The organism is Phenylobacterium sp. (genome assembly GCF_030698145.1).
In the GTDB taxonomy this organism is placed as follows: Bacteria; Pseudomonadota; Alphaproteobacteria; order Caulobacterales; family Caulobacteraceae; genus Phenylobacterium.
The window spans coordinates 1-18686 of sequence record NZ_JAUYNW010000062.1 but is presented as its reverse complement, the minus strand read 5'-3'; the positions used below and the strand labels follow the sequence as shown (position 1 = coordinate 18686).

Annotated in this window: 24 protein-coding genes; 18 read left to right on the top strand and 6 right to left on the bottom strand. The window is 69.9% G+C overall.

Going from position 1 to position 18686, the window contains the following annotated elements:
* From folB to Q8Q77_RS09075, 3 genes are all read left to right on the top strand, one after another.
* Nucleotides 1–409: dihydroneopterin aldolase (gene folB / locus Q8Q77_RS09085; protein WP_371129860.1), on the top strand; the 409-nt coding region annotated here is incomplete at its 5' end.
* A 4-nt stretch (nt 410–413) separates the two neighbouring features.
* Entirely contained in the window at nt 414–884 is a 471-nt protein-coding gene (locus Q8Q77_RS09080; RefSeq protein ID WP_305583253.1) for a hypothetical protein, read from the top strand.
* A gap of 71 nt (nt 885–955) precedes the next feature.
* Entirely contained in the window at nt 956–1354 is a 399-nt protein-coding gene (locus tag Q8Q77_RS09075) for a hypothetical protein (protein ID WP_305583252.1), read from the top strand.
* A 60-nt stretch (nt 1355–1414) separates the two neighbouring features.
* Here the strand turns inward: Q8Q77_RS09075 and Q8Q77_RS09070 are convergent, their stop codons facing one another.
* Nucleotides 1415–2302, bottom strand: a complete 888-nt coding sequence (locus Q8Q77_RS09070) for a branched-chain amino acid aminotransferase (protein ID WP_305583251.1) — start codon at nt 2300–2302, stop codon at nt 1415–1417.
* A gap of 80 nt (nt 2303–2382) precedes the next feature.
* On the opposite strand from Q8Q77_RS09070, the gene Q8Q77_RS09065 reads away from it, so the two are divergent.
* The 4 genes from Q8Q77_RS09065 to Q8Q77_RS09050 all read left to right on the top strand — a co-directional run bounded on the left by Q8Q77_RS09065 (nt 2383) and on the right by Q8Q77_RS09050 (nt 5408).
* Nucleotides 2383–2862: a MarR family winged helix-turn-helix transcriptional regulator gene (locus Q8Q77_RS09065; protein WP_305583250.1), complete on the top strand. Its 480-nt coding sequence runs from the start codon at nt 2383–2385 to the stop codon at nt 2860–2862.
* Nucleotides 2862–3569: a response regulator gene (locus tag Q8Q77_RS09060; protein WP_305583249.1), complete on the top strand. Its 708-nt coding sequence runs from the start codon at nt 2862–2864 to the stop codon at nt 3567–3569. The genes Q8Q77_RS09065 and Q8Q77_RS09060 overlap by 1 nt, the downstream gene beginning before the upstream one ends.
* Nucleotides 3569–4918: an ATP-binding protein gene (locus Q8Q77_RS09055; protein WP_305583248.1), complete on the top strand. Its 1350-nt coding sequence runs from the start codon at nt 3569–3571 to the stop codon at nt 4916–4918. Before Q8Q77_RS09060 ends, Q8Q77_RS09055 begins: the two co-directional genes overlap by 1 nt.
* Nucleotides 4919–4979: 61 nt before the next feature.
* Nucleotides 4980–5408: a DUF2147 domain-containing protein gene (locus tag Q8Q77_RS09050; RefSeq protein ID WP_305583247.1), complete on the top strand. Its 429-nt coding sequence runs from the start codon at nt 4980–4982 to the stop codon at nt 5406–5408.
* Nucleotides 5409–5553: 145 nt separating this feature from the next.
* Here the strand turns inward: Q8Q77_RS09050 and proC are convergent, their stop codons facing one another.
* From proC to Q8Q77_RS09035, 3 genes are all read right to left on the bottom strand, one after another.
* The gene (proC, locus tag Q8Q77_RS09045; protein ID WP_305583246.1) at nt 5554–6348 is read right to left on the bottom strand and encodes a pyrroline-5-carboxylate reductase; all 795 of its coding nucleotides are present in this window, start codon (nt 6346–6348) and stop codon (nt 5554–5556) included.
* A gap of 10 nt (nt 6349–6358) precedes the next feature.
* The gene (locus tag Q8Q77_RS09040; RefSeq protein ID WP_305583245.1) at nt 6359–6862 is read right to left on the bottom strand and encodes a YbjN domain-containing protein; all 504 of its coding nucleotides are present in this window, start codon (nt 6860–6862) and stop codon (nt 6359–6361) included.
* 152 nt (nt 6863–7014) lie between these two features.
* Entirely contained in the window at nt 7015–7260 is a 246-nt protein-coding gene (locus Q8Q77_RS09035; RefSeq protein WP_305583244.1) for an accessory factor UbiK family protein, read from the bottom strand.
* A gap of 82 nt (nt 7261–7342) precedes the next feature.
* On the opposite strand from Q8Q77_RS09035, the gene lgt reads away from it, so the two are divergent.
* The 10 genes from lgt to Q8Q77_RS08985 all read left to right on the top strand — a co-directional run bounded on the left by lgt (nt 7343) and on the right by Q8Q77_RS08985 (nt 16263).
* Nucleotides 7343–8209, top strand: coding sequence for a prolipoprotein diacylglyceryl transferase (lgt, locus tag Q8Q77_RS09030; RefSeq protein ID WP_305583243.1), 867 nt, complete (start codon nt 7343–7345; stop codon nt 8207–8209).
* A complete protein-coding gene (locus Q8Q77_RS09025; protein ID WP_305583242.1) occupies nt 8206–9258 on the top strand; it encodes a class I SAM-dependent methyltransferase in 1053 nt (350 codons plus the stop codon). Before lgt ends, Q8Q77_RS09025 begins: the two co-directional genes overlap by 4 nt.
* The gene (gene pgeF, locus Q8Q77_RS09020) at nt 9255–10028 is read left to right on the top strand and encodes a peptidoglycan editing factor PgeF (RefSeq protein ID WP_305583241.1); all 774 of its coding nucleotides are present in this window, start codon (nt 9255–9257) and stop codon (nt 10026–10028) included. Before Q8Q77_RS09025 ends, pgeF begins: the two co-directional genes overlap by 4 nt.
* Nucleotides 10029–10105: 77 nt before the next feature.
* The gene (locus Q8Q77_RS09015) at nt 10106–11041 is read left to right on the top strand and encodes a ribose-phosphate pyrophosphokinase (protein ID WP_305583240.1); all 936 of its coding nucleotides are present in this window, start codon (nt 10106–10108) and stop codon (nt 11039–11041) included.
* Between the two features lie 119 nt (nt 11042–11160).
* Nucleotides 11161–12195 (top strand): hypothetical protein, encoded by a 1035-nt coding sequence (locus Q8Q77_RS09010; RefSeq protein ID WP_305583239.1) that lies wholly within the window; start codon nt 11161–11163, stop codon nt 12193–12195.
* A 128-nt stretch (nt 12196–12323) separates the two neighbouring features.
* Nucleotides 12324–12947, top strand: a complete 624-nt coding sequence (locus Q8Q77_RS09005) for a 50S ribosomal protein L25/general stress protein Ctc (RefSeq protein ID WP_305583238.1) — start codon at nt 12324–12326, stop codon at nt 12945–12947.
* A 32-nt stretch (nt 12948–12979) separates the two neighbouring features.
* Complete coding sequence (gene pth / locus Q8Q77_RS09000) at nt 12980–13600, top strand: aminoacyl-tRNA hydrolase (protein WP_305583237.1); 621 nt, start codon at nt 12980–12982, stop codon at nt 13598–13600.
* 69 nt (nt 13601–13669) lie between these two features.
* On the top strand, nt 13670–14767 hold the full coding sequence (ychF, locus tag Q8Q77_RS08995) for a redox-regulated ATPase YchF (protein WP_305583236.1): 1098 nt from the start codon (nt 13670–13672) through the stop codon (nt 14765–14767).
* Between the two features lie 146 nt (nt 14768–14913).
* A complete protein-coding gene (locus Q8Q77_RS08990) occupies nt 14914–15582 on the top strand; it encodes a dienelactone hydrolase family protein (protein WP_305583235.1) in 669 nt (222 codons plus the stop codon).
* A 3-nt stretch (nt 15583–15585) separates the two neighbouring features.
* A complete protein-coding gene (locus tag Q8Q77_RS08985; RefSeq protein ID WP_305583234.1) occupies nt 15586–16263 on the top strand; it encodes a dienelactone hydrolase family protein in 678 nt (225 codons plus the stop codon).
* Here Q8Q77_RS08985 and Q8Q77_RS08980 read toward each other — a convergent pair.
* Nucleotides 16260–16733, bottom strand: coding sequence for a hypothetical protein (locus Q8Q77_RS08980; protein WP_305583233.1), 474 nt, complete (start codon nt 16731–16733; stop codon nt 16260–16262). The two genes, Q8Q77_RS08985 and Q8Q77_RS08980, sit on opposite strands and share 4 nt — an antisense overlap.
* A 111-nt stretch (nt 16734–16844) precedes the next feature.
* On the opposite strand from Q8Q77_RS08980, the gene Q8Q77_RS08975 reads away from it, so the two are divergent.
* A complete protein-coding gene (locus Q8Q77_RS08975; protein WP_305583232.1) occupies nt 16845–17624 on the top strand; it encodes a hypothetical protein in 780 nt (259 codons plus the stop codon).
* A 168-nt stretch (nt 17625–17792) separates the two neighbouring features.
* On the opposite strand, the gene Q8Q77_RS08970 is transcribed toward Q8Q77_RS08975, so the two are convergent.
* Nucleotides 17793–18644, bottom strand: coding sequence for a cytochrome c1 (locus Q8Q77_RS08970; protein ID WP_305583231.1), 852 nt, complete (start codon nt 18642–18644; stop codon nt 17793–17795).
* Between the last annotated feature and the right edge of the window lie 42 nt (nt 18645–18686).

The window sequence follows — 18686 nt, the reverse complement described above, 5'->3', positions numbered from 1 at the left end:
CCTTTCGCCGCTCCAGGAGACGCCTGCCGAACCCATCGCCGCGCCGCAAGGCCGTACGGTCATGACCAAGATCTTCGTGACCGGCTTGAAGATCGACGCCGAGATCGGCGTCTACGCCCACGAGAAGGGCCGCGCCCAGCCGCTGGTGGTCGACGTGGAGCTGGATGTCCCCGCCGCGGGCGTCGAGCGCCTGTCGCAGACCGTCAATTACGAGATGATCGGCGAGCACGCCCGGGCCATCGCCGCCGAGGGCCATATCCAGCTCGTGGAGGCCTTCGCAGAACGCCTGGCCCGCGCCTGCCTCAGCGACCCGCGGGTCATGCGCGCCCGGGTGCGGGTGGAAAAGCCCCTGGCGCTCGCGCCGCACGCCATGGCCGCCGGCGTGGAGATCACCGTCGTCCGAGGCTGAGGCCGTGGCGGCCCGCCACAGCGCCCGCCTCTCCCCCATCCAGGCCGAGACCGTCTGGACCCTTGAGGACGGCTGCGTCGTCGAACGGCGCGGCGGCCATCTGCGGCGCTTTCCGATGGCGGAGCTCAAGGGCGGTCGTCGGGCGAACCGCGGCGCGATCCTGCTGTTCGGCCGCCGCCGGCTGACAATTCCCGCCCTAAGTTACGAAGGGCTCCGGCCGCGGGACCGGTCGGCCAGTTTCGAGGCCTTCATGACCGCCGTGACCGGCCAGGTCCCGACGCGTCAGGCCCCGACATTTGGGCGCGCGCCAATCTATTGGATCATCGGGCTGATGGCCCTGGGGGCCGTAGCCCTCCTGGCCTTCGCGGCCAGCGGCGGCGCCTGGACGCTCGGAGTGGCGCTGGCCGCGCGCCTGGTCTTCGTCCTGATCCTGGCGGCGGCCGTCCTGCCCTGGCTTGACCGTGCGGACAGATGACGAAGAATTAAAGTGGCGCGCCGACGAAACGGGCCCACATATTTCCTCAGACAATCAACGAGGAGACCGAATTGAGCCATACCGAAACCGCCGTCAGCACAACCGAAGACCGCACGCTTCCGGCTGTGATCTACGGTCTGTACCTGCTGGGCCTGGTGAACGGGCTCACGATTCTGGTCGGACTGGTGCTGGCCTATGCGAACCGCGACAATGCGGGGCCGAAGATGGCCACGCACCATCGCTTTCTGATCAGCACCTTCTGGATCGGGCTGGTCGCCGCCGTCGTGCTCGGCGCCATGACGCTGATCGGCGTGGTGTTGTCGATCGTGCTGATCGGCATTCCCATCCTGCTGCTGGCCGGGCTGCTCTGGTGCGCCCTGGGAGTCTGGTTCTTCGTCCGGTGCGTGGTGGGCCTGATCCACCTGTCCAACGGCGAAGCCTATCCCCGCCCCGACGCCTGGCTGGTCTAGGCGTCACGAAAAAGGCCGCCCCTTCTCGCGGAGGGGCGGCCCAATTCGGCGGAAAATGGTCTAGGCGGCCACGAGCTCGCGGCGGACCATGCGGGCGTAGTCGTCCATCAGGCCGAGCGAGAGCGCCCCCGGCGTGAAGCTGTATTCGCCGATCTCGGCCACCGGGGTGACCTCCGCCGCCGTGCCGACCACGAAACATTCCGAGAACTCGGCGAGCTCTTCGGGCCGGATGTGACGCTCGATGACCTCGATGCCCTTTTCCCTCGCCAGCGCGATCACGGACTGACGGGTGATGCCGTTCAGGAAGCAATCGGGGGTGGGGGTGTGCAACACCCCGTCCTTGACGAAGAACACGTTCGACCCGGTGCTTTCGGCGACGTAGCCCCGGTAATCGAGCATCATCGCGTCGGTGTAGCCGGCCTTCTCCGCGGCGTGCTTGGAGATGGTGCAGATCATGTAGAGGCCGGCGGCCTTGGCGTGGACCGGCTCGGTCTCCGGCGAGGGGCGCTTGTACTTGGCCCAACACATGCGGATGCCCCGGGCGCGTTCTTCGGGCTTGAAATAGCTCGGCCAATCCCACACCGCGATCGCCACGTGGATCTTGGTCATCTGGGCGCTGACGCCGATCATCTCCGAACCGCGCCAGGCGATGGGCCGGACATAGGCGTCGGTCAGGCCGTTCTTGGCGCAGGTGTCCTTGCAGGCCTGGTCGATCTCGGCCACCGTGAAGGGGATTTCGAAATCGAGGATCTCGGCCGATTTGAACAAGCGCTCGGTGTGTGCCGTGAGCTTGTAGATCTCTCCCCCGTACATCCGCTCGCCTTCGAACACCGAGGAGGCGTAATGGAGGCCATGGGTCAATACGTGCACCGTCGCCTCGCGCCAGGGCACGAACTGCCCGTCCAGCCAGATCCATCCATCGCGGTCGTCGAAGGGAACGAGAGACATGAGGGAAAGTCCTCCTTTCAATACCGGCTCCTTACAGACTCCCGCGCCGCCCCCGTCAAACAAAATGGGCTTTGAGCTTGATGGCCGCCGCCGATCCTAGGCTAATTCTGCGGGACGAAGAGCTGGATGCGGGGCTTGAGCTGATGATGTTGGCCGAGGCCGCGTTATGGGCGGGCGTCGATGCGGGGCTGCAGGCCGAGGATTTCGGCTTGGGCCGTTCCCACTGGCGCGCGGCCTTCCTGTTGAAGCGCCGGCCAGGCGTCGGCGTCCAGGAGCTCGCCCACCTCACCAGCCTCTCCAAGCAAGCCGCCAGCCGCATCCTCAGCGACCTGGAGGCCAAGGGCCTGGTCGAGAAGATCTCCGGCGACCTCGACGCGCGGCGGCGCACGGCCAGCCTGACGGCGGCGGGTCAGGCCTTCGAGGGCCGCATCGCCGAACGGCTGCGGGGCCAGCTCGCCCGGTCGTACCGGGCCGGCGGCCTGGACGGCGTCGCCGGGGCGCGGCGCATCCTGTCGGCCCTGGCCGGCGGGCGGATGAAGACCAGCGGAGGCGGCGCCTGATGGCCCTGACCGACACCCCCGACCGCCACCTGCTGGTGGTCGATGACGATGATCGCATCCGCGACCTGTTGAAGGAATACCTGGCCCGCAACGGGTTTCGGGTCACCGCGGCGCCCGGCGGCGCGGCGGCGCGGCGGCTGATGGAGACCCTGGACTTCGACCTGGCGGTGTTCGACGTCATGATGCCCGGCGAGGATGGCTTCTCGCTGACGAAATGGCTGCGCGAGCGCAAGGGCTCGGCCGGCCGAACGCCGGTGCTGATGCTGACCGCCAAGGGCCTGCCCGAGGACCGGATCGAGGGCCTGAAGCTGGGCGCCGACGACTATCTGGGCAAGCCCTTCGAGCCCGAGGAGCTGCTGCTGCGCATCGAGGCCATCCTGCGCCGGGCCCAGAGCCGGCCGCAGGGCTCGGCCAACGCACCGATGTCGCTGGGCCGCTGCCAGTTCGACCTGGAGCGCGGCGAGCTGAGCAGCCAGGGGACGCCCATCCGCCTGACCGAGGCCGAGGTCGCCCTGCTCAAGCGCCTGGCCCGCAGCCCGCACGAACCCGTGGACCGGCTGGAGCTGGCCCGCGAAACCGTCGATCCCTCCGGCCGCGCCGTCGACGTCCAGGTCACCCGCCTGCGCCGCAAGATCGAGACCGACCCCAAGACCCCGCGCTACCTGCAGACGGTGCGCGGCGTCGGCTACCTGCTGGCGCCCGACTGATGGACCTGCGGCTGTTCACGCCTCGGCATTTCCAGCGGCTGGTGAAGCGCAGCCTGCCAACGACGCTGTTCGGCCGCTCGCTGCTGATCATCGTCCTGCCGGTGGCCCTGATGCAGATCGCGGTCACCTGGGTGTTCTTCGACGCCCACTGGCAGACCGTGACCAGCCGGCTGTCCGACGGCCTGGCCGGCGACGTGGCCTGGGCGGTGGAGAGCTATCAGGACGATCCCAGCCCCGCGGCCATGGCCCGCCTGTCGGATCGGGCCGAGACCTCGCTCAGCCTGTCGCTGGCCCTGCAGCCCGGCCGCGAGCTGCCGGTCGGCCGCCGCGCCAATCCGTTCGCCGTGGTCGACCGCTCGCTGGAGCGCGCCCTGGCCGCGCGGCTGGACGCCCCCTTCTGGTTCGACACCACCCGCTACCCCGCCTATGTCGACATCCGCGTGCGGGTGAACGAGGGGGTGATCCGCATCCTGGCGCCCCGGGACCGCGCCTTCGCCACCCAGGGCCACATCTTCGTCCTGTGGATGACGCTCGCCACCCTGCTGCTGACCGCCGTCGCCGTTCTGTTCATCCGCAACCAGACCCGCTCCATCGAGCGGCTGGCCTCGGCGGCCGAGGACTTCGGCAAGGGTATCGACGCCCCGGCCTTCAAGCCGCACGGCGCGCGCGAGGTGCGCCAGGCCGCCCACGCCTTCCTGGCCATGAAGTCGCGCATCCAGCGCCACATCGACCAGCGCACCGCCCTGCTGGCCTCCGTCAGCCACGACCTGCGCACCCCGCTCACCCGCCTGAAGCTGGAGCTGGCGCTCGCCGAGCCCGGCCCGCGCAACGCCGAGATGAAGCGCGACCTGGCCGAGATGGAGCACATGATCGACGAGTACCTCGCCTTCGCCCGCGGCGAGGGCGGCGAGGCCATGGAGACCATCCGGCTGAAGGGCCTGATCGACGAGGTCAGCGAAGGCGCCCTGCGGGCCGGCGCCGAGGTGCATGTGGCCGCCGATCCGGAACTGACCGCCAGCGTGCGGCCCAACGCCCTGAAGCGGGCGCTCTCCAACCTGGTGATGAACGCCGCCGTGCATGGCGAGCACATCGAGGTCTCCGCCGCCAAGCGCACCGCCGGCGGGGTGGAGATCACCGTCGACGACGATGGTCCCGGCATCCCCGAGGACCGCTACGAGGAGGCCTTCAAGGCCTTCAACCGCCTGGACGACTCGCGCAACCAGAACGACAAGGGCGTGGGCCTCGGCCTCGCCATCGCCCGCGACGTGGCCCGCGGCCACGGCGGCGACGTCACCCTGGACCGATCGCCCATGGGCGGGCTGCGGGCCGTGGTGCGCCTGCCGGGTTGATGTTCATCGGGAGTTCACAGGCGCAAGGCACAGCTACGCCAAACCTTGGGGAGAGATTCGCATGAAGCTTGGTCACCTGTTCGCGGGCCTCGCGCTCGCCGCCGTCGCGGGCGCCGCCCAGGCCGCCGATCCGGTCGAGGGTCATTGGGTCACCCAGGGCGGCGGGGCCCGTATCAAGGTCGCTCCCTGCGCGGCCGACAAGGCCAAGATGTGCGGGACCATCGCCTGGGTGAAGGCCGCGCCCGGCGCCACGCCCAAGGACGACAACAATCCCGACACCGCCCTGCGCGCCCGCCCGCTGGTGGGCCTTTCCATGATCCGCGACTTCAAGCCCTCGGGCGCGGGCAAGTGGACCGGGGGCAAAATCTACAACCCGAGCAACGGCAAGACCTACGTCTCGAAGATGAGCGCCAATCCCGACGGCACGCTGAAGGTCGAAGGCTGCGTCGCCGTGATCTGCCAGGCCCAGACCTGGAAGCGCGCAAGCTGAGTGCTCATCCCTCCTCCTTGTGGGGAGGGACGGCGGCGTCAGCCGCCCGGGTGGGGAAGTCCGGCGGTCTGCGCGGAAGCTTCAGGCTGCCCCACCCTCGACCGCTTCGCGGTCTGCCCTCCCCACAAGGAGGAGGGATGAGGAGCTACCCGCCCAGCTCCTTGGAGCGCCGCGCCGCGGCGGCGACGGCTTCGCGCAGCAGCGGGGCGAGGCCCGCCTCGCCCATCAGCACGTCGAGCGCCGCCTGGGTGGTGCCGCCGGGCGAGGTGACCTGGCGGCGCAGCTCGGCCGGCTCCTCGCCGCTCCTGGCCATCAGGGCCGCGGCCCCGGCGATGGTGGCGCGCGCCAGCCGCGCGGCGTCGGTGGGCGGCAGCCCCGCCCGGGCGCCGGCGGCCTCCAGGGCCTCGACGAAGGCGTAGAGATAGGCCGGCGCCGAGCCTGACACCGCGGTCGCGGCGTGCAGCAGCTCCTCGTCGGCCAGGTCGACCACGGTCCCCACCGGCGCGAACAGGGCGTGCGCACGGGCGCGGGCGGGCGCGCCGGCGGCGTAGATGCTGGTCGTGCCCTGGCCGATGGCCACGGCCGTGGTCGGCATGACCCGGGCCACGGCGCGGCCGCCAAACGCCTGGGAGATGTCCTGGCTCCGAACCCCGGCCGCCACCGAGACAATGACGGCGTCGGGGGCCAGGTGGGGTTCGACGACGCTCGCGGCCTCGCGCCAGGTCTGCGGCTTCACGGCCAGCAGCACGGTCCGGGCCTCGCCCAGCACGGAGTCGGGGGGATTGAGCCGCGCGCCCACGGCGGCCAGGGCCTGGATGGCGTCGGCCGGATGCGGTTCGCGCAGGATCAGGTCGGACGGCTGGAAGGCGCCGGCCCGACGCCAGCCCTCGATCAGCGCCCCGCCCATGCGGCCCGCGCCCAGCAGCAGGATCGGCGTCATGGTCTGGCCCTTAGGCCTCGCCGACCGTCTCGAACATGCAGGCGGCGATGGCGTCGGCCGGCGACTTGGCGCCCTTCACCAGGAAGTCGAAGGCCGGGAAGAAGCGGTCGGCGGCCTCCATGGCCACGTCGATCATGGCCGCAGCCTGGGCCAGCGTCGGGCGTTCGCCGGTCATCAGAGCCATGGCGTGGCGGAAGATGATCTCACCGTCGTCCCAGACCTCGAAGTGGCCCAGCCAGACGCGCTGGTTGACCGTCGAGACCAGTTCGAATGCCGCGGCGCGCTGTTCGGGGGTGACCTGCTGGTCGACGGAGAGGCAGAGCTGCAGGCAGTCGGCCTCGGGCCGCCAGGCGAACCACAGCTCGTAGTCCTTCCAGTCCCCGGCCAAAGTAAAGGCCAGGTCACCATCTTCGGTGCGGTCGAATTGCAGGTTTTCGGCCGTCAGAACGTGCTCGACCACATCCAAGGGATCGAGAGCGATCAGGATGTCTTCGTCAGACTGAGGCGTGTCCATAAGACCTGCGGTCCTTTCGCGTGGGGCGTGAGGGCCCAGCGGGCCCCCGAATCGCCTGCGATCTCGAAACTAATCTGGTTCGCGAGGGGTGCGTCACCGGCTTCTTCATCCGGGCGAGCCACATTCGCGTGTTTGCGTAGACTTGCGCCGGCCTAGTCCTTCTTCGCCGGCTTCTTGGCGGCGGGCGCCTTGAGCGAAGCGATCTCGGCGCGCAGGGCGACGATCTCGGCCTTCAGCGCCTCGAACTCGTCGCGGCGGATCAGGTCAAGTTCGGCGGCGAAACGGTCGGCCTGGGCGCGGAACGCGGCCTTGGCTTCCTCACCCGCGGTCTGGGCGAGGCCCATGGCGGCGTTGGTCAGCTTGGCGAATTCGTCCAGGAAGGGGTTCTGGGTCTGCATAATCCCTATATGGCGCGCCGGGGGATGAAAGCGAAGGGGTTCTCGTCTAAACCCGCTTTGCAACGTTCTGGAGACCTGCGCCGTGCCCTTTCCGGACTTCGACCCCATCCTCGTCCAGATCGGGCCGTTCGCCATCCGCTGGTACGCTCTGGCCTATGTGGCCGGCATCCTGCTGGGGTGGCGCTATGTCGCAGGATTGATGAAGCGCGCCGACCTGTGGGCGCCGCGCGCGGCCCCGGCCACGGGACCTCAGGTCGACGACCTGATCGTCTGGCTGACGCTCGGCATCATCGTCGGCGGCCGCCTGGGCCACGTCTTCTTCTACACGCCCTCGCTGATCTGGGAGGACCCGTTGCAGATCCCCCAGACCTGGAACGGCGGCATGAGCTTCCACGGCGGGGCGATCGGCGTGCTGGTGGCGGTGTTCGGCTTCTCGCGGGTCAACAAGATGGACATGCTGCGCCTATGGGACGCGGTCTGCGCGGCCTCGCCCTTCGGCCTGTTCTTCGGGCGCATCGCCAACTTCATCAACAGCGAGCTGTGGGGCCGGCCCACCGACGCGCCCTGGGGCGTGATCTTCCCCAACGGCGGGCCCTTCGCGCGCCATCCCAGCCAGCTCTATGAGGCGGCGCTGGAAGGGGTGGTGCTGTTCCTGCTGCTGCTCTGGGCCACCCACGGCGCCAAGCTGCTGCGCCGCCGCGGCGTGGTGGCGGGCCTGTTCATGCTGGCCTACGGGGTCTTCCGCATGGCCCTGGAGAACGTGCGCGAGCCCGACGCCTACCTGCCCACCTTCCCGTTCGGCCTGACCATGGGGATGATACTGAGCGCGCCCATGGCCCTGATCGGCGCCTGGCTGATCTGGCGCGGCATGAAGGAGCCCATCCCCGCCTCCGTTCCGGCCGAGGCCGTCGCCGCGCCCGCGGCCGGCGAGCCCGCCAAGCTCCGGTGAGCCTGCGCGACCGCCTCGCGGCCCAGATCCGCGCCGGCGGGCCGATGACGGTGGCCCAGTACATGGCCGCCTGCCTGCACGATCCTTTGGACGGCTACTACGCCACCCGCCCGGCGCTGGGCGCGCGCGGCGACTTCATCACCGCCCCCCTGGTCAGCCAGATGTTCGGCGAACTGATCGGCCTCTGGGCCGTCGAGGCCTGGGAGCGGCTGGGCCGTCCCGATCCCGTGCGGCTGGTCGAGATCGGCCCCGGCGACGGCTCGCTGATGAGCGACCTGCTGCGCGCCGCGCGCCTGGCGCCGGCCTTCCTGGCCGCCGCCGACGTGTGGCTGGTGGAGATCTCCGAACCCCTGCGCCGGGCCCAGCGCCAGGCTCTGGGCGACGGGGTCTCCTGGGCGCACGCGCTCGAGGAGGTCCCGGGCGAGGCGCCGCTGCTGCTGATCGCCAACGAACTGCTGGACTGCCTGGCCGCCCGCCAGTTCGTGCGCACCGAGCGCGGCTGGGCCGAGCGGATGGTCGGCCTCGACGACACGGGCGCCCTGGCCTTCGGCCTCACCACCACGCCGCTCGACCGCGACGCACCGCTGGGGGCGATCCTGGAACATTCCCCCGCTCAGGAGGCGCTGGGCTCGGCCCTGGGCGAACGCATCGCCCGCGACGGCGGCGCGGCCCTGCTGATCGATTACGGCCGCGCGGTCCCGGGCTTCGGCGACACCCTGCAGGCCCTGCGCGCCCACCGGAAGGAGAGCCCGCTGGCGGCCCCCGGCGAGGCCGACCTCACCGTCCACGCCGACTTCCCCGCCGTGCTGGCCGCCGCCCACGCCCGCGACGCCCAGACCGCGCACATCCTGACCCAGGGCGAGCTGCTGGTGCGGCTGGGCATCGGTTCGCGCGCCGAGTCCCTGGCCCGCTCGCGCCCGGACAAGGCGCAGGAGATCGAGCGGCAACTGGAGCGGCTGGTCTCGCCCGACCAGATGGGCGAGCTGTTCAAGGCCGCCTGCATCCACTCCCAGGGCTTCACCCCGCCGGGGTTCGAGGTCCCGGCGTGAGCGGCCTGCCGGTCATCACCTCGCCGTTGCTGGATCTGGAGGGGGTGCGTCACGCCTTTTTCACCCGCCAGGGCGGGGTCTCCACCGGGATCTATGGAAGCCTCAATGTGGGGCGCGGCTCGTCCGACGCCACGGGCGACGTGGTCGAGAACCGCCGCCGCGCCGCCGCCCACTTCGGCGCGCCGGCCCAGGCGCTGAGCACCTGCTACCAGATCCATTCGGCCACGGCCCTGGTCGCCGAGGCCCCCTGGGGCGACGCCCGGCCGCAGGGCGACGGCCTGGTCGCGGCCAAGGCGGGGATCGTCTGCGGCGCGCTGGCCGCCGACTGCGCCCCGATCCTGTTCGCCGACCCCCAGGCCCGGATCGTCGCCGCCGCCCACGCGGGCTGGAAGGGCGCGCTCACCGGGATCGCCGAGGCCACGGTGGCCAAGATGGTCGAGCTGGGCGCCGCGCCGTCGCGCATCGTCGCCGTGATCGGGCCCTGCATCGGGCCGGCCTCCTACGAGGTGGGCCTGGAGTTCCTGGAGCGCTTCTTCGCCGACGACGCAGCCAACGCCGCGTTCTTCGCGGCGGGCCAGAGCCCCGACAAGCGGATGTTCGACCTGCCCGGCTTCGTGCTGCACCGCCTGCGCGGCGCGGGCGTGGAGACCTGCGAATGGATCGGCCGCGACACCTGCGCCGAGGAGGACCTGTTCTTCTCCAACCGGCGGGCCTTCAAGCGCGGCGAACCCGATTTCGGTCGCCTGCTGTCGGCGATCACCCTCGTCTGAGGACTCTTGCCGTGGGGCCTTGCTCCCCCGCCTTGGCCTGCTACAAGCCCGCGCATACGAAATTCCTCGGGGGTCCGATGAAGCTGCTGGCCGGCAACTCCAACCGAACGCTCGCCGAGGCGGTCGCGTCGCACCTCGACCTTCCGCTGACCAAGGCCCAGGTCAAGCGCTTCGCCGACAACGAGGTCTGGGTCACGATCGACGAGAACGTGCGCGGCGAGGATGTCTTCGTCATCCAGTCGACCAGCTATCCCGCCAACGACAACCTCATGGAGCTGCTGATCTGCATCGACGCGCTGAAACGCGCCTCGGCCAAGCGGATCACGGCGGTCATGCCCTATTTCGGCTACGCCCGGCAGGACCGGAAGACCGGGGGCCGCACCCCGATCTCGGCCAAGCTGGTCTCCAACCTGATCACCCGGGCCGGCGCCGACCGGGTCCTGACCATGGATCTGCACTCAGGCCAGATCCAGGGCTTCTTCGACATCCCCACCGACAACCTGCTCTCGGCGCCGATCCTGGCCGCCGACATCCGCGACCACCATTCCAAGACCAGCGAGCTGATGATCGTCTCGCCCGACGTGGGCGGGGTGGTCCGGGCCCTGGCCGTCGCCACCCGGCTGAACGCCGAGCTGGCCATCGTCGACAAGCGCCGCTCGGGCCCAGGCAAGAGCGAGGTCGCCAACATCATCGGCGACGTCCACGGGCGCCGCTGCATCCTGTTCGACGACATGATCGACGGCGGCGGCACGCTCTGCAACGCCGCCCAGGCCCTGGTCGACGGCGGGGCGCTGGAGGTCTCGGCCTATGTCACCCACGGCGTCCTGTCGGGCGCGGCGGTCGAGCGGGTGAACGCCTCGATCCTCAAGGAGCTGGTCATGACCGACTCCATCCAGCCGCCGGAGCGCGCCACCGAGGGCGGCAAGATCCGCTATGTCAGCTGCGACAAGCTGATCGGCGAAGCCATCCGCCGCATCGCCAACGAAGAGTCGGTGTCCAAGCTGTTCGACTGAGCCCGGCTCTCCGCCGCCTTCGGTCAAGCTTGGTGAGCGCCCGTTAACGGCGTCAGGTCACATTCTCGCCCGCTCGGCCGTGGTATGTTGGCTCAACGATACACAGGGGAAGGCTCAGGATGACCTCGACACTTCGCGTGGGCCTGACGGCCGCCGCCGTCGCTCTCGCGACGCTGATCGCAGGCTGTTCCTCGGAAACCGCGCCCCCGCCTCCCCCGCCGCCGCCGCCCGTGGCCGCCGCGGTCCTGCCCGCCGTCCTGATCGAGCGGGCCAGCGCCTATCGTTACTATGTCGACCACGCCTCGGCGATATCGCCGGCCTTCGTCGACGGCGCGGCCGTCGCCGACGCGGTGCGGGTGGGCGTCTCCTACGAACCCCGGCAGCTGATGCAGGGCGCCACGGCCTACGGCGCGGTCGTGGCCCTGGGCGACCCGGCCTTCGTGGCCGGCGTGCGCAGCTATGGCGCCACCGCCGAGGCGCGGCGCCAGATCGCCTACGAGATCATGAAGGACCCGGCCTATGTGGTCGCCCTGACCGGCTCGAACTCCGCCGCCGGCCTGGTGATCGCCGCGCTCGCCGAGGACGGCGCCCGCTTCTACACCGCCGGCAAGGCGGTGAAGCAGTCGGCCTACGACATTCAGAAGCAGCCGTGGTCCAAGGCCGAGGTGCCGAATCGCGAGGTGCGGCTGCTGCAGGCCAAGTCGCTCTCGACCACCCCGGTGGTGGGCGACGTGGCCCAGACCCTGCGGCTGAGCCAGGCCGCGGCCGGCGTCCAGCCGCTGGGCGTCGTCGCCCCCCCGGCCAGCGCGCCCTACAGCCCCACCGTGATTCGCAGCCTGGCGATCGCGGCGCTGGCGGTGCTCGGCCACGCCAGCGACGCCAACATGGAAATCATCAACGCCATGATGGTCGAGCCCAACACCGGCTCCTGCATCAATATGTCCAAGCTGAACCTCTTCCAGTGCCTGGCGGTCTCCACCCCGCACTACGAAGACGTCTTCTGCCTGGGCCAGCACGCCATGATGGACACCGCCCGCTGCGTGATCAAAGCCTCCGGCCAGCCCGAGCCCTTCGAGGCCCGGTTCATCCCCAAGGTGGCCACCGCCGCGGAGATGGCGAAGAAGCCCTACAAGCAGTCCACGAAAAAGCGTTAGGATTCCGCACGCCCCACCGTTGCCACGGTCGGGAGTTTTGTGTATTTACGCCCACCTTTCGGCCCTAAGGGGTCGTTCCGTCGCCGCGCGGGTTTCGCGCGGCGGCTTCGTTTTAAGGCGAAGGCGCCATGGCCGAGATCATCCTGAACGTTGAAGTCCGCGAACGCACCGGTACGGGCGGCGCCCGTGAAACCCGTCGCGCGGGCAAGGTCCCCGGCGTGCTGTACGGCGGCGCCAAGGATCCCGTGGCCATCTCGGTCAAGTCGAACGAGTTCCGCAAGGCGCTCTACACCGGCAAGCTGCTGGGCCACCTGGTGACCCTGAAGCACGGCGCCGAGAGCCAGCAGGTCATCGCCAAGGCGGTGGACATGGATCCGGTCACCGACGAGCCGACCCACTTCGACCTCTACCGGGTCGACGAGCACCAGGCGATCAAGATCGCCGTGCCGGTTCACTTCAAGAACCACGAGGCGAGCCCCGGCCTGAAGAAGGGCGGCACGATCAACATCGTGCGCCACGAGGTCGAGCTGGTCTGCCCGGCCGACGCCATTCCGGAAGAGTTGGTCTTCGACCTGACCGGCCTGGACATCGGCGACACCATCCGCATCTCCGCCGTCGAACTGCCCAAGGGCGTCAAGGCGGCCATGGATCGCGACGCCGTCGTGGCCACCCTGGCCGGTTCGTCGGCCTCGGCCTCCGCCGACGCGGCGTCCGATGACGAAGCTGCGGCCGCCGCCTCAACCACGGTCTAAGCCAGACGATCTCTTCGTCCCGAGGAGATCGAATGCTGATCCTGTCCGGCCAAGGCAATCCGGGAGCCCGCTATGCGGGTAACCGGCACAATATCGGCTTCATGGCGGTGGACGCGATCGCGCGCCGCTGGCGCTTCGGGCCTGAACGCTCGAAGTTCGGCGCGCTGATCCGCGAGGGCGAGATCGACGCCGAGGGCGGCCCCGTGCGCGCCCTGATCCTCAAGCCGCAGACCTTCTACAACGAGAGCGGCCGTAGCGTCGGCGAGGCGTTGAAGTTCTACAAGCTGACGCCCGCCGATCTCGTGCTGTTCTATGACGAGATCGACCTGGCCCCCGGCCGCTTCCGCATGAAGACCGGCGGCGGCGCGGCGGGCAATAACGGGGTGCGCTCCGTCACCGCCCATGTGGGCCCCGACTTCCGCCGCGCCCGGCTGGGCGTCGGCCATCCGGGCCAGAGCGAACTGGTCCAGGGCCACGTGCTGTCGGACTTCCACAAGGTCGACCAGAACTGGGTCGCCGACCTGATCGGCGCGGTCGCCGACGCCGCCCCCCTGCTGGCCGTCGGCGAGGACGAGAAGTTCCAGACCGAGGTCATGCGCCTGGCCCCCGCCGACAAGGCCGACACCCGCCAGTCCCGCAACCGCGAGACCTGAGACCCCGCCTGTTGGGCCGGCCGGCCAGACGTGCTAGGTCGCGCCCTCGCATAGGAAACGAACCACCCCATGGCCCTGAAAGTCGCCATCGTCGGCCTGCCGAACGTCGGCAAGTCGACCCTGTTCAACGCGCTCACCCAGACCGCGGCGGCCCAGGCGGCCAACTATCCGTTCTGCACCATAGAGCCCAACACCGGCGACGTGGCGGTGCCCGAACCGCGCCTGGAGAAGCTGGCGGCGATCATCCCGTCCAAGGAGATCATCCCCTCGCGGATCAACTTCGTAGACATCGCGGGCCTGGTGCGCGGCGCCTCCAAGGGCGAGGGCCTTGGCAACCAGTTCCTGGCCAATATCCGCGACTGTGACGCCGTGGCCTTCGTGGCCCGCTGCTTCATCGACGACGACATCACCCACGTCGAGGGCAAGGTCGATCCCCTCTCCGACCTCGAGACCATCGAGACCGAGCTGATGCTGGCCGACCTGGAGAGCCTGGAGAAGCGGGTCGCCAACCTCGAGAAGCGGGCCAAGGCCGGCGACAAGGAAAGCGCCCAGACCCTGCGCCTGGTGCAACTGGCCCTGGCCGAGCTCAACGCCGGGCGGCCCGCCCGCAAGGCCAAGGTCGCCGACGAGGACGACAAGGCCTGGCGGATGCTCCAGCTCCTCACCTCCAAGCCCGCGCTCTATGTCTCCAATGTCGACGAGGCCTCCGCCGCCGACGGCAACGAGATGTCGAAGCTGGTCGCCGAACGCGCGACGCGCGACGGGGCCGACCACGTGGCCATCTCCGCCCAGATCGAGAGCGAGATCGCCATGCTCGATCCCTCCGAACGCGCGGAGTTCCTGGAGACCCTGGGCCTCACCGAGCCCGGCCTCAACAAGCTGATCCGCGAGGCCTATCACCTGCTGGGCCTGCAGACCTATTTCACGGTCGGGCCCAAGGAGGCGCGCGCCTGGACGATCCACAAGGGCGACACCGCCCCGCAGGCGGCCGGCGTGATCCACACCGACTTCGAGAAGGGCTTCATCCGCGCCGAGACCATCGCCTTTGAAGACTATGTGCGGCTGAACGGCGAGGCCGGCGCCCGCGACGCCGGCAAGCTGCGCGCCGAGGGCAAGGAATACGTGGTCAACGACGGCGACGTGATGAACTTCCGCTTCAACGTCTAGGCCCCCAGATGCTCCCCTCCTGGGGGAGCTGTCGGCAAAGCCGGCCGAGGGGGGACTTTGACTCTTGCTTGCGGACTCTCCGTCACGTCGCCCATTGGGCGCCGCGGCGTTCTCTGCTTAGCTCCCGCACCAAACGGGAGAGACGCATGGGCGAGACCATCACCCTCAAGGGCGCGGACGACTTCACATTCTCGGCCTATCACGAGCAGCCCTTCACGCCGCGCAAGGGCGGGGTGATCGTGATCCAGGAGATCTTCGGCATCGACCGCCACGTGCGCGCCGACGTCGAGCGCTGGGCCAAGGCCGGCTACGAGGCCATCGCGCCGGCCCTCTACGACCGCCGCGAGCGCGGCTTCGTCTCCGCCCACGATCCGGAGGGGATCGCCGCCGGCGTGGCCCATGCGCGCGCCACGCCGCTGGACCAGGCCCTGGCCGACATCGCCGCCTGCCGTGACCACCTCGCCCAGCGGGGCAAGGTCTGCGTGGTGGGCTACTGCTACGGCGGATCGCTGACCTGGCTGGCCGCCGGCAAGCTGGAGGGCCTGGCGGCGGCCTCGAGCTACTACGGCAGCCTGGTGGCCGCCAACGCGGCGCTCAAGCCCCTGTGCCCGACGATCATCCACCTGGGCCACACCGACCCCGGCATCAAGGCCGACGAGGTCGAGGCGGCGGTCCACGCCCACCATCCGCAGGTGCCGGTCTATATCTACGAAGGCGCGGGCCACGGGTTCAACAACGAGAGCCCGGAACGCTACGCCGAGGAGGCCGCCGACCTGGCGCGCCTACGCACCCGCGAGCTGTTCGAAGGCGCCTGAGGGGTGGGCGAAACCATCCAGCTCACCAGCGCCGACGGCTTTAGGCTGCAGGCCTACCGCGCGCCCGTCACCGACGCCCGGCGCGGCGGACTGGTGGTGCTGCACGCCGTCTGGGGGGTGACGCCGCATATCCGCGCGTTCTGCGACAGCCTGGCCGAGGAGGGGTACGAGACCATCGCCCCCAGCCTGTTCGACCGCTTCGAGCCCGGCTTCGCCACTGTGGACTTCGACCCGGCCCGCCTGGAGTCCCAGACCGCCCACGCCGAGGCCACCGGCTGGGGCGAGACCACCCTTCCCGACGTGCAGGCGGCGATCGACGCGCTGGGCGGTCCCGTCTTCCTGCTGGGCTTCTGCTTCGGCGGGACGGCGGCCTGGCTGGCGGCTTGCCGCCTGCGGGGCCTGTCGGCGGTCGCCTGCTTCTATGGCGGCCACATCGTGCGCCATGCCGACGAGACGCCGGTCTGCCCGACCCTGCTGCACTTCGGGCGGCATGACGACCTGATCCCGCCGCGGGACGTGGAGGCGATCCGCGAACGCCATCCGGAGCTTCCCGTGCATGTCTATGACGCGGGCCACGCCTTCGTGGCGCCCAGCGGCTATCACGCCGACTCCGCGCGGCTGGCGCGCCTGCGCACCCTGGCCCTGTTCTCCAACAACGGCGGCGGCCGGAGCTCGATCTAGTCCGGCTCCTCGATCAGCTTGCGGATCGGCGGCTGCAGTTCCAGAACCCGCACCAGGATCGCCTGGGCCGCCAGGATGCCGATACCCGCCGCGTAGCCCGAGAACACGCCCGCCGGATAATGTCCGCCATGAGCGACCGCGGCCACCTGCCAGTAGATGAACAGGGCCGCGGCGGCGAGCAGGCCCACCCCGGTGATCACCGAGAACGCCGTCTGGCCGAACCCGGCCTGGAAGCTCAGCCAGACATAGCGGGCCAGCAGCCGCTTCAGCCACGGCACGAGCAGCGGCAGGGCCAGAGACAGGACCAGGAAGACCGCCGGCCAGATCAGGGTGCGCTGGGCGATCATGTCGGTCCCGCCGGGCAGCACCTGGAAGGCGTTGACCACCGCCCCGGCATAGATCAGCGAGGCCGCGGCGAGCGCCACGTCCTGCATCCGTTTGAAGTCGCGCCACGGGCGGATGAAAGCCATCCCTGACATTTAGAGCGCCGGCGGGGCGGACGTAAGGCGTCCGTTGAGGCGCCAGTGGTCAGGCCGCTCAGCTTGGCTATTGTCGATGCAACCTTGAGTCTCGGACCCCCTATGACGCCCGCCGCCCGCGCCACGGCCGCCGCGCTTATCGCCCTGGTCCCGGCCTGGGCACAGGCCGGCGAGGTCGATTGCGTCTATGAGCGCGGCGTTGTGGTGATCCCGGCCTCGGTGGCCGGGATGGCCGGCGACTACATCCTCGACACCGGATCGCCCAACACCCAGCTGCACGAGACCAAGGCGCAGATGGCCGGGTTCGAGGCGAGCGCCTTGCGCGGCCGGGTGCTGATCGCGGGCCTGGACCTGCGCGACCGGCCTATCGCGGTGATCGACCTGGACGCCCGGACCGCGGCCTTCCCCACCCCCATCGCGGGCGTGATCGGAGCCGACCTGCTGGCGCCCTATGTGGTCGATGTGCGCTTCAGCCCCTGCCGGGTGGCGATCCGCAGGCCGCGGGAGGCGCGGCGGTTCGCCGCCGGCGTCGTCCTGCCCATGGGCCCAGGCGCCGTGGCCTCGGCCCGCGCGGCGGTGGCCGACGGGCGCCACGCCCAGGCGGGTGAGATGGTGCTGTCCACGGGTTCGGACGCGGCGCTGCGCATGCACCGGCGCCTGGCCGGGAGCACCGGCGATCCCGAGGCCCTGCTGCCCTTCGGCGAGCGCCGCGCCACCCTGCGGGCGCTGTCGTTCGCCGGCGTCCTGTTCGAGAACGTGCCGGCCGGCCTGCTGGCCGACGGCGAGCCCGGCGCCCTGGGCGTGATCGGCGCACCGCTGCTGGCCCATTGGCGGGTGCGGTTCGACTTCCCCCGCCGCCGGGTGCAGCTCGCGCCGCCCTGATACGAAAAAGGCCCCGGAGAACCGGGGCCTCGATCGTTCTTCGGACAGCGTCGACCTAGACCCTTTCCAATTCAGATGGAATCATCTGATCGGATGAAAAGGGTCTAACTTCAAAAACCTAGAGCGTGACGGGCGCCTGAACCGGTATCCACTTCAGGCTGCCACGCTCTAGTGGGCGACGTTCCGCCAGATCCGGCGATAGCTCCAATAGAGCAGGCCGGTGAAGATCAGCAGGTAGCTCATGGCGGCCAGGCCGAACTCCTTGCGCGCCTGCAGTTTGGGCTCGGCGGCCCACATCAGGAAGGCCGCGACGTCCTTGGCCTGCTGGTCGACGCTCGACGGCGAACCGTCGTCGAAGGTCACCTTGCCCGCCGCCAGAGGCGGGGCCATGGCCAGCACGCCGCCGGGCGGCACGTGGTGCGGATCGGCCGAGGCCGAGGTCAGGTCGCCGGGGAAGTACTTGTTGTAGTGCTGGCCGGCCGCGACAGTCAGGCCCTTGGGCGGGGCGACATAGCCCGAACCCACCAGCGAATAGATGTAGTGGGCGCCGTGGTGGCGGGCCTTGGCGATCACCGACAGGTCGGGCGGCAGGGCGCCGCCGTTCGACGCGCGGGCCGCCGGCTCGTTCGGGAACGGGTTGGGGAAGCGGTCGGCCGAGGCGCCGGGACGCTGCACGACGTCACCGGTCTCGGAGTCGATGTCGTTGATCTGGTACTCGGCGGCGATCGACTTCACATAGGGGTTGTCGTTCGAGTTCGGGTACTTCTCGTCATAGAACGGCCCGTGCTTGTCGCCGAGGTTGCGGAACGACAGCAGGCTCATCGCATGGCAGGCCGAGCAGACCTCGCGATAGACCTTGTAGCCCCGTTGCAGCTGGGCCTGGTCGAACTTGCCGAACGGGCCTTCGAAGCTGAACTCGGCTTCCTTCAGGGGCGCGGGCGCGGGGCCCGAGGCGAGGGCGGCGGGCGCAGCCAGGACAGCCAGCCCAAACGCCGCGAGCGCGATACCTTTACGCAGCATCTTAGGCTCAACCCCTCTTTTCAGGCGAAGCCGCGGCGCCGG